The organism is Kitasatospora sp. NPDC032150 (assembly GCF_055579945.1).
In genome coordinates this window covers 1-1011 of the sequence record NZ_JBVIMH010000123.1, presented here as the reverse complement: position 1 = coordinate 1011, position 1011 = coordinate 1, and the positions used below count along the sequence as shown (strand labels likewise).

Sequence of the window (1011 nt, the reverse complement as noted above, 5' to 3'; positions counted from 1 at the left end):
CGCAAGACGATCACGCCAGCCACCAGCGCGAGTACCTCACCACCAGCTCACGCCAGGCCCATGACCTGCGAATTCAGGATGGAAACGACCCATTGGCTGTACGACTGCATCGAAGGCGACATCCAGCCCGAGCAACTTCGTGATGAAACCAAGGTCCGGGCCGCCCTCAAACAGGCTTATGGCCACGCAACTTGGGCCGACATCGAAGGTCTGACCCGCACCATCCTGTTCGACCGGACCACGCCCGACAGCACCTATCTCCGCTTCTTCTTCAACACCATCGCAGAGTCCTCGGACGGCTGGATGAGCAAGGCGGAGTGGGGAGCCTGCCTGGACGACAAGGATCCGATCCGGCCCGGTGATCAGATCGCGATCGGCTTCGATGGCTCGATCCGCGGAGACGCAACAGGTCTCGTCGGGTGCCGGCTCCGGGACGGCAAGCTCTTCGTTCTGGGCCTCTGGGAGAACCCCAGAGATCCGAAGCAGCCGGATTGGGAAGTCGACGTGTTGGCGGTCGAGGCCGCCGTTGCTCGGGCCTTCGCGAACTACCGCGTGGAGTGGATGTACGCGGACCCGCCGTACTGGCAAGAGAACATCGGCCGTTGGTCGCTGGAGCACAACGATGGCCGGGGAACGGACTACGTCTTCGAGTTCTGGACCAACAAACCGACTCGCATGGTCCAGGCCGTTGAGCGGTTTCGCACAGCCGCCATGGTCCAGGACCTCCGCCACGACGGGGACGAGGACCTGAGCCGGCACATGCTCAACGCGGTGACCCGGGAGGTTCCGCAGGGTCTTCTCATCACCAAGGACTCCCCCCGCTCCAAGAAGAAGATCGACCTGGCCGTGTGCGCCATTCTCGCCTTCGAGGCGAGGGCGGACGCAATCGCAGATGGGCGGCTCAAACGACGACGTTCTAGTGCCGCATCAGGCAACGTTCGCCCCGTTGTGACGTGCCGTCCGGTTGCTGCCTTGGGCATGGCCGGGCGGTCACAATGATCACGTGGCTGA

The 1011-nt window shown here is 63.4% G+C and carries 1 protein-coding gene; it reads left to right on the top strand.

The genetic code is table 11. The features are described from left to right. Positions 1-60 precede the first annotated feature (60 nt). Positions 61-999 (top strand): hypothetical protein, encoded by a 939-nt coding sequence (locus ACZ5ON_RS36125; RefSeq protein WP_465601872.1) that lies wholly within the window; start codon positions 61-63, stop codon positions 997-999. Positions 1000-1011: the final 12 nt, after the last annotated feature.